Annotated in this window: 9 protein-coding genes; all 9 read right to left on the reverse strand. The window is 73.9% G+C overall.

Annotation, left to right across the window (positions count from 1 at the left end):
* Positions 1–119 precede the first annotated feature (119 nt).
* Positions 120–1,004, reverse strand: coding sequence for a tRNA pseudouridine(55) synthase TruB (gene truB, locus E1211_RS27475; RefSeq protein WP_132352364.1), 885 nt, complete (start codon positions 1,002–1,004; stop codon positions 120–122).
* 123 nt (positions 1,005–1,127) lie between these two features.
* On the reverse strand, positions 1,128–2,447 hold the full coding sequence (locus tag E1211_RS27480; RefSeq protein WP_132352366.1) for an MATE family efflux transporter: 1,320 nt from the start codon (positions 2,445–2,447) through the stop codon (positions 1,128–1,130).
* 659 nt (positions 2,448–3,106) lie between these two features.
* Positions 3,107–3,253, reverse strand: coding sequence for a hypothetical protein (locus E1211_RS32760; RefSeq protein ID WP_165947356.1), 147 nt, complete (start codon positions 3,251–3,253; stop codon positions 3,107–3,109).
* Between the two features lie 223 nt (positions 3,254–3,476).
* Positions 3,477–3,686, reverse strand: coding sequence for a DUF6186 family protein (locus E1211_RS27485; protein WP_207915532.1), 210 nt, complete (start codon positions 3,684–3,686; stop codon positions 3,477–3,479).
* A complete protein-coding gene (locus E1211_RS27490; protein WP_132352370.1) occupies positions 3,686–4,093 on the reverse strand; it encodes a hypothetical protein in 408 nt (135 codons plus the stop codon). Before E1211_RS27490 ends, E1211_RS27485 begins: the two co-directional genes overlap by 1 nt.
* A 92-nt stretch (positions 4,094–4,185) precedes the next feature.
* Positions 4,186–5,259 (reverse strand): bifunctional oligoribonuclease/PAP phosphatase NrnA, encoded by a 1,074-nt coding sequence (locus E1211_RS27495; RefSeq protein ID WP_132352372.1) that lies wholly within the window; start codon positions 5,257–5,259, stop codon positions 4,186–4,188.
* Positions 5,256–5,741 (reverse strand): 30S ribosome-binding factor RbfA, encoded by a 486-nt coding sequence (rbfA, locus tag E1211_RS27500; protein WP_132352374.1) that lies wholly within the window; start codon positions 5,739–5,741, stop codon positions 5,256–5,258. Before rbfA ends, E1211_RS27495 begins: the two co-directional genes overlap by 4 nt.
* Positions 5,742–5,900: 159 nt before the next feature.
* On the reverse strand, positions 5,901–6,194 hold the full coding sequence (locus tag E1211_RS27505; RefSeq protein WP_132352376.1) for a DUF503 domain-containing protein: 294 nt from the start codon (positions 6,192–6,194) through the stop codon (positions 5,901–5,903).
* 90 nt (positions 6,195–6,284) lie between these two features.
* The coding region (gene infB / locus E1211_RS27510) for a translation initiation factor IF-2 (protein ID WP_132352378.1) at positions 6,285–9,068 on the reverse strand (2,784 nt) is incomplete at its 5' end.

The raw sequence follows: 9,068 nt of genomic DNA on the forward strand, positions 1-9,068 counted from the left end.
CCCACCGGGTGCCGCGTCGTACCCCCGCCACCGCTGCATGCCGATCCTCCCCTGTAACTCCACCGGTTCCCCGGCGGCTGCTGCCTCCACCGATGCCGGCGTCGGGCCGGCTGCCGCCCCTAGGCCGGGGCGAGCACGATCTCCGCGCGAGCCCGGCCTTCCCGCTCGCTGACGATAGCGATCAGGCCGCCGGCCGGGTCGAAGACGGCGTACGGCCCGGCGATCCCGGCCGGATCGAGCGGCCCGCCGTGCGAGAGCACCGTCGCCTCGGCGGCGGTGGCGTCGCGGCGCGGGAAGAAGCGGTCGGCGGCGGCGGCGAGCGGCAGGGTCACCACCTCGGGGGCCCGCTCTTCGAGCTCGTCGAGGGTGACGGCCTCCGCGAGGGGGAAGCTTCCCACCGCCGTACGCCGCAGCGCGGTCAGGTGTCCGCCTACCCCGAGCGCGAGGCCCGCGTCCCGGGCGATGGCCCGGATGTACGTGCCGGAGGAGCAGGTGACGTCGACGTCCACGTCGACCACGTCGGGCTGGTCCCGCCGGACGGCGAGCAGGTCGAGCCGGGAGACGGTGACCCGCCGGGCCGGCAGCTCGACGCTCTCCCCCTCGCGTACCCGCTTGTACGCCCGCTGTCCGTTGATCTTGATGGCGCTGACCGCGCTGGGCACCTGGTCGATCTCACCGGTCAACGCGGCGAGCGCGTCCCGGACGGCCTCGTCGCCGACCTGACCGGCGGCCACGGAGCGGATCACCTCGCCCTCGGCGTCGTCGGTGACTGTCGACTGGCCGAGGCGGATGGTGGCGGTGTAGCTCTTGCCCGCACCGATCACGTAGGTGAGCAGCCGGGTCGCGCGCCCCACCCCGATGACCAGCACGCCTGTCGCCATCGGGTCGAGCGTGCCGCCGTGCCCGACCCGCCGGGTCCGCGCCAGGCGCCGGATCCGCGCCACCACGTCGTGCGACGTCATGCCGCCGGGCTTGTCCACCACGATCAGACCGTCTGCGCTCACGACCGACAAGCCTGCCAGAAGCGATCGGCGGGCCCCGCGCCGACACCGGCGTCGGCGGTGGAGGTCACCGGGACCACCGGCCGGCAACCTGCGCGCTCGGCGCTCCGCGTCACCGAACGCCCGTCAGCGGACCGCGCCGACGACCGCCCAGCCGCCGGAGCGCAGCCGCAGCAGCAGCGCGACCAGGCGAAGCACCACGAAGAGCGTGAGGCCCGCCCAGATCCCGCCGAGCCCGAGGTCGAGCCCGTACGCGAGCCAGATCGCGGGGAGGAACCCGCCCAGCGCCGCCACCACGGTGAGGTTGCGCAGGTAACGCACGTCACCCGCACCGATCAGCACGCCGTCGAGGGCGAAGACCACCCCGGCCAGCGGCTGCATCGCCACGAACCACGGCCACGCCACCATGGCCTGCTCGCGTACCAGCGGATCGGAGCTGAACAGGGACGGGACGACACCCGCGCCCGCGCCGATCAGCACCGCGAAGGCGACCCCGCAGGCGCCGCCGAGCAGGCCGATCCGGCGGGCCAAATCCCGGGCGCCGGCCTCGTCGCCGGCGCCGAGCGCCGCGCCGACCAGCGACTGGGCGGCGATGGCCAGCGCGTCGAGGACCAGCGCGGTGAAGAACCAGAGTTGCAGGGCGATCTGGTGCGCGCCCACCGCCGCCGCGCCGAAGCGGGAGGCCACCGCCGTCGCCGAGAGGAAACTGGCCTGGAAGGCCGCACCCCGGATCAGCAGGTCGCGGCTGAGCACCAACTGCTGGCGGATCAGGCGGAGTCGGGGCCGCAGCGACACCCCCTCGCGGACGAGGGCCGCGGCGAAGAGCGCGCCGCCGAGGGTCTGGGCGACGGCGTTCGCCACCGCCGAGCCCGCCAGGCCGAGCCCCGCCGGGTAGACCAGCAGCGGGCAGAGCAGCGCGGAGAGCAGGTTGGGGCCGAGCACGAAGATGAGCGGACGGCGGGTGTCCTGGACGCCGCGCAGCCAGCCGTTGCCGGCCGCGGCGAGCAGCAACCCCGGGGCGCCGAGCGCCGCGATCCGCAGCCACTGGGCCGCGGCGTCGGCCACCTCGCCGGAGCTTCCGACGAGGGTACGCGCCAGCGCCCCGCCGCCGAGCTGCATGGCCACGGCGACCAGCACTCCGACACCGAACGCCAGCCAGGACGCCTGCACCCCCTCGGCGACGGCGGCCGCCCGGTCCCCCGAGCCGAACCGGCGGGCCGAACGCCCCGTCGTGCCGTACGCCACGACGGTGCCGAGCCACGCGGTGAGCGTCATGACCGTGCCACCGACGGCGAGCGCGGCGAGCGGCACCCGCCCGAGATGACCGACGACCGCGGTGTCGACCAGCACGTAGAGCGGCTCGGCGGCGAGCACGACGAGGGCCGGCAGAGCGAGCGCGGCGATCCGGCTCGCCGCGGCGGGTGGGGCGGGGGCGGTCTGTGTCATCGCCGCCGATCCTGGCATGCGCGACGTAAGGATCGCAACACCCGCAGGAACTTACCGAAGACCTCGGATCGCCCGGCCACACCCGCCCCGCGACAGCGCGTCGCCACGGCCGCGCGCTGCGGAACGGCGCGTCGTCGGCACCGCCGGGCGCGGCCACACTGTCGGGCAAGGCGCCGCCCGGCGACCCGGCGCGACACGGGATGATCGACTCGACTTCCTTGAAGTCGGGGTGTCGAGACGGGATATGAGCCCGACTTCAATGACCTCGAGTGGATCTTCGACCGACGCGGTGAACCTCCGCCAACTTCAGCCGAGCCAGCCGGCAGCCGTGCCTCAGCGGTCGGGCAGCCGATGGCTGCCGGGCCGCTCGGGGGCCAACCGGGCCAATCAGGCCAACCGACAGCAGTCGCGCCACTCAAGGACAGCCGAGAGCACCCAGGCCAACGACGGCCAGGCCAACCGACGACAGTCACGCCACTCAAGGACAGCCGAGAGCACCCAGGCCAACGGCGGCCAGGCCAACCGACGGTCAGGCCAACCGACGGTCGGGCTGGCCGACAGCGGCCGGGCCGTTCTCGGCGGTGGTCGGGCAGTGGGTGCCCGGGGCGGTGACGCGGTCGGCGCGGGACGCCGGCCGCGTCACCACCGGCAGGTACGGGTCACTGACGCGTGTCCATCGACGTCTGCAACGCGCGGCGGACCTGCTCGCGGGCCTCGTCGACGGGCTTGGGCTCGGGCTTGGGCTTGCTCGACATCGTGGCGTTCCCTTCCAGGGTGTGCGCCAACCGGCAGGCGGTGGCTCGCACGGGCGATCCTGCGAAGCGCCGTGCCGACGGTCCGGGGTCACCGGAGCGGCCGGTCGGGCGGCGCGGGCCCGGGTCTGTCGACCCTGGAGGGAGGCGGGGCCGGGTGCGGCACCACCCCCACGACCTGCGCCGATGAGCACGACGCCGGCCGATTCCCAAATTAGCGTTCAGTCAGCCGGCCCCGCGTGCGGTTCCCGGCATTCGGACGGTCGGGCCCGCGACGTCACCGGGCCAGGAAGTGCCAGCCCAGCCACCACCAGAACCCGAAGAGTCCGATCCTGCCCACCGGGACCGGGCCCACCTCGTAGCGCATCACGTAGGCGCACAGATCGCCGAGGGTCGGGATCCGGGAACCCTCCCGGCGCGCCAGCCACTCCATGACCGCGAAGAGCGCCAGCGCGGTGAGGAAGCCACCGATGGCCAACGCCCGCATCATCGCCGCACCAGCTCCCAGAACGCGGCCAGCCAGGCGAACCAGGCCGCCGACCGGAGCAGGTGATCCTCCAGCAGTGGATCGGCCAGCCGGGAGAAGGTGGGGAAGTCGTCGCCCGCCGCGACCACGAAGGTGACGCCCTCGAAGACGCCGAACACCACGATCGGCAGGGTCCACCAGACGGCGCCGGAGCCGAGCCGGGTGGGAGCGGGCCGGCGTGGCACCCGGTTGCTCAGACCGAGCCAGATCAGCAGGCCGCCGGTGCCGAGGACGTAGAGATTGGCCTCGGTGGAGAAGGAGGCGAACCGGCCGCCCACCAGGGAGAGGCAGGCCAGCACGGGGATGGAGAGGGTAGGACGGTCCCAGGCGCGGGGCGCCTCGACGGTGAGCTCGCGGGGCTGCTCCATCCCGTGATTCTCCCCGCGTCGACCGGCTGCGGAAAGGCCGTCGTTTCCCCGGCGCGCCGGGCGGGCACCCGCGGAGGCTAGCCGCCGGCGGATCAGAGGGTCGCGGACGGGATCACCGCGGCGTCGAGCTGGCCACGGATCCGGTCGACGACCTCCTCGGCGGTGCCCCGTCCGGTGAACCCGGCGGCGAAGCGGTGCCCGCCACCGCCGAGCGCGAGCGCCACCCGGCTGACGTCGACCCCGCCCTTGCTGCGCAGGGAGACCGCCCACTCGCCGGGCGCGGTCTGCTTCAGTACGCAGCTGACGTCCGCCTCGGCCGTGCACCGCACCGAGTCGATCAACGCTTCCAGCACGTACGGCCGCTGGTCGTGCCGGGCGAGGTCGTCCAGGGTGGCCCAGGTCCAGACCAGCCCTCGCCCGTCGGCCGCGACCGGCTCCAGCCGGGTTCGGCCGAGCACCTCGCCGAAGAGTCGCACCGCGCCGAACGGCCGGGTGTCGAAGACCCGCCGGGAGATGTCGCCGGGGCGGATGCCGGTGGCCAGCAGTCGGGCGGCCAGCTGGTGCACGGCCGGGGTGGTGGCCTCGAAGCGGAACGAACCGGTGTCGGTGGTGAGTGCGACGTACAGGCACTCGGCGATCCCGGCGTCCAGCCCGACGCCGAGTCGGGTCAGCAGCTGCTCGACCACCACCGAGGTGGCGGCGGCGTACGGGTCGACCAGGTTCACCCCGCCGAAGCGGGTGTTCGAGGCGTGGTGGTCGAGCACCAGCGACGCACCGGCGGTGTCCAGACGGTCGACCAGCTCGCCGAGGCGCGACTCGCTCGCCGCGTCGAAGCAGATGACCAGATCCGGCGCAGGATGCGCCTCGGTCGCCGGCACCAGCAGGTCGAGCCCCGGCAGGCCCTGCAACGGCACGGGCACCTCGGGAGGGCCCGGGAAGGTCGCCTGCATCCCGCGTACGCCGAGCCGTCGCAGACCGAGCGCGAAGCCGAGCATGCTGCCCAGGGCGTCCCCGTCCGGGTTCACGTGGCAGACGAGCAGCACCCGCGCCTCGGGCGACAGGCTCCGCAGCAGCGACTCGGCGGCCGCCCAGTCGCCCGGGCCCGGGCCGGAGTCGACCGGCGCCGCCTCGACGACGGCACCGGCCGTGCCGGACGTGCCGGTCACCGCCGGTCCCCGCCGGCGGGCGGGTTGTCCTCGGCGTCCTCGGCGTCCTCGTTGTCCTCGGCGTCCTCGTCGAGCCGGTACGGCTGCGCGTCGCCCGCGTACTGGGCGCGGGCGGCGATCCGCTGCACCTCGGCGTCGGCGCTGCGGGCCGCGGCGAGCAGGTCGTCGATGTGCTTGACCTGGTCCTGGACGTCGTCGAGGACGAAGGTCAGCGTCGGCGAGTGTCGCAGCCCGAGGGCCTTGCCCACCGTGCTGCGCAGCATGCCCTTCGCGCTCTCCAGCGCGGCGGCCGTGCCCGCCTGCGCCGCCGCGTCGCCGAGGACCGTGTAGAAGACCGTGGCGTCGCGCAGATCGGCGGTGATCCGGGCGTCGGTGATGGTGATCATGCCGAGGCGCGGGTCCTTGATCTGGCTCCGCACCACCGACGCGACCAGTTCGCGCACCCGCTCCGCGTGCCGGCGTACCTTGGCCGGATCCGTCATCTTCGCCACCTCCACGGTGTCCCGCTCCCGGCCGGAACGCGGCCGACTGACGCGCCGCGGGCCCGACCGGCCAACAACTCGAACACTACCCGCGCGGTATGACCCGGCGCGCGGAGCCGGCGGCGGCGCCACCGGGCGGTGGCGACGTCGGCGACGGCGTCAGTCGTCCTCGCCGTAGAGCCGGCGACGGACCGAGAGCAGCTCGGTCTCGGGACGGCCGGCGACCAGGCGCTCGCACGAGTCGAGCACCTCCTGGACGTGCGACGCCTCGGCGGCCACCACGGCGACCGCCAGCTGAGCCCGACCGTGCAGGTCGAGCGCCCCCACCTCGGCGGCGGAGACCTCGAAGCGGCGCAGCGCCGCGACGATGGGACGTACGTATGATCTCTTCGCCTTGAGCGACCGGGAGTCGCCGGGCAGCAGCAGGTCGAAGACCGCGGTTCCGGTGAACATCGCCCCGGACGATACCCGCAGCCCACCCCGCATGATCAAGGGGTTTACGCCGGGCGGCGTAAACCCCTTGATCAGCGTTTCAGCACGGGATCAGACCCGCGGCTTCTCCCGCATCTCGAAGGTCTCGATGATGTCGCCGACCTGGAAGTTGTTGAACCCACCCAGGGTCAGACCGCACTCGAAGCCCTCCCGGACCTCCGTGGCGTCGTCCTTGAACCGCTTCAACGAGTTGATCGTGAGGTTCTCCGCCACGACCGCCCCGTCCCGCAGCAGACGCGCCTTCGCGTTGCGGCGGATGAGACCGGAGCGGACGATACAACCGGCGATGTTGCCGATCTTGGACGAGCGGAACACGTCGCGGATCTCCGCGGTGCCGAGCTCGACCTCCTCGTACTCCGGCTTGAGCAGCCCCTTGAGCGCCGCGTCGATCTCCTCGATGGCCTGGTAGATGACGGTGTAGTACCGGATCTCCACGCCCTCGCGGTCGGCGATCTCCCGAACCTTGTTGGCGGCCCGGACGTTGAAGCCGATGATCGTGACCGCCTCGGTCGAGGCGCTCGCGAGCATGACGTCGCTCTCGGTGATCGCACCGACGCCCCGGTGGATGATCCTGAGCTGGACCTCCTCGGGGATGTCGAGGTTGAACAGCGCGTCCTCGAGGGCCTCCACGGAACCGGAGACGTCGCCCTTGAGCACCAGGTTGAGCGAGGTCTTCTCGCCCTCCTTGAGCTGCTCCATGAGCGTCTCGAGAGTGGCCCGGCCACGCGAGTTGGCGAAGGACGCCGCCCGCCGCCGTGCCTGCCGCTGCTCGGCGATCTGCCGCACCGTGCGGTCGTCCTCGGCCGCCAGGAACGTGTCACCCGCCCCCGGCACCGCGGTCAGACCGAGCACCAGCACCGGACGGGCCGGACCCGCCTCGGCAACCGCGGTGCCGTTCTCGTCGAGCATCGCGCGGACCCGGCCGTGCGCCCCACCGGCGACGATCGAGTCGCCCGCCCGCAGGGTGCCCTTCTGCACCAGCACCGTCGCCACCGCGCCGCGACCCTTGTCCAGGTGCGCCTCGATGGCCACACCCTGCGCCGGCCCGTCGATCGGAGCGGTCAGCTCCAGCGACGCGTCGGCGGTCAGCAGGACGGCCTCGAGCAGCTCCTCGATGCCGATGCCCGGCTTGGCGGCCACGTTGACGAACATGGTGTCGCCGCCGTACTCCTCGGCGACCAGGCCGTACTCGGTCAGCTGCTGGCGCACCTTGTCCGGGTTCGCCTCCGGCTTGTCGACCTTGTTGACCGCCACCACGATCGGCACGTCCGCCGCCTTGGCGTGGTTGAGCGCCTCGATCGTCTGCGGCATCACGCCGTCGTCGGCCGCGACCACCAGGATCACGATGTCGGTGACCTGGGCACCACGGGCACGCATGGCGGTGAACGCCTCGTGACCCGGGGTGTCGATGAAGGTGATCGCCCGGTCCTCGCCGTCGTGCGGGACGTGGACCTGGTAGGCACCGATGTGCTGGGTGATGCCACCCGCCTCGCCGGCCACCACGTTCGCCTTGCGGATCGCGTCGAGCAGCTTGGTCTTACCGTGGTCGACGTGACCCATGACGGTCACCACCGGCGGCCGGCTGACCAGGCGGTCCTCCGCGACCTCGGCGTCGAGGTCGATGTTGAACTGCGCGAGCAGCTCGCGGTCCTCGTCCTCCGGGCTGACGATCTGCACGTTGAAGCCGAGGTGCTCACCCAGCAGCAGCAGGGTGTCGTCAGAGCAGGACTGGGTCGCGGTGACCATCTCGCCCAGGTTGAACATCTCCTGGACCAGCGAACCCGGGTTGGCGTTGATCCGGTCGGCGAAGTCCGAGAGCGAGGCGCCACGGGAGAGCCGGACGACCTGACCCTGACCCCGGGGGGCGCCCGAGCTCATGGTCGGGGCCGACAGGTTGTCGAACTCCTGTCTGCGCTGCTTCTTGGACTTGCGGCCACGGGTCGGACGACCACCGGGACGCCCGAAGGCGCCCGCGGCGCCACCGCCACGGCCACGACCGCCGCCACCGGGGCGACCGCCGCCACCGGCCGGGGCACCCGGACGGAAACCGCCGCCGGGAGCGCCACCGCCACCGCCACCGGGGCCGCCGCGGTAGCCACCGCCACCGCCGCCACCACCGGGGCCGCCGCGGTAGCCACCGCCACCGCCGCCACCACCGGGACCGCCGCGGAAGCCGCCACCGCCACCGGGACGACCTGCGCCGCCACCGGGGCCGCCACGACCGCCACCGGGACCGCCGGGGCGACCGGTGGTGGGCCGCTGGCTCGGCATGGAGGCCGGGCTCGGCCGCGGCGGCATGGAGGCCGGGCTGGGCCGCGGCGGCATGCCGGCCGGGCTCGGCCGGGGACCGCCGGCACCGGCGGCCGGCGGCCGCTGCTGCTGGCCGCCCTGAATTCCGAACGGGTTGTTACCGGCGCCGCGCGCCGGCGGACGACCACCCGGCCGGGGACCCGGACCCGGGGTCGGGCCACCGGGACGACCGGCGGCCGGGGTACCCGGACGCGGCGGCACCGCGTTCGGACCCGGACGCGGACCCGGACGGGGACCGCCCTCGGCCGGGGGCTCCCGGCGGACGTTCTCCCGCTGCTGCTGGCGGGCGGCCTGCGCGGCCTTGACCGCGGCCTCCTGCTCAGCCTTGAGCGCGGCGGCGCGCGCCTCGGCGGCCGCCACCTCGATGTCGTGCGCGCTCGCCGGCTTGGCGACCGGGGCCGCCGGCTGCGGCGGACCGGGGACCGGGCCCTTGGGCTTCGGTCCCGGGGTCGCCGCGGCCGGACGCCGGGGCGGCATGGGCCGGGCCGAGACCCGAGGGGTACCCGGGGTCGGCGTCGGGGAGGG

It is taken from the genome of Micromonospora sp. 15K316, from assembly GCF_004348525.1.
In the GTDB taxonomy this organism is placed as follows: domain Bacteria; phylum Actinomycetota; class Actinomycetes; order Mycobacteriales; family Micromonosporaceae; genus Micromonospora.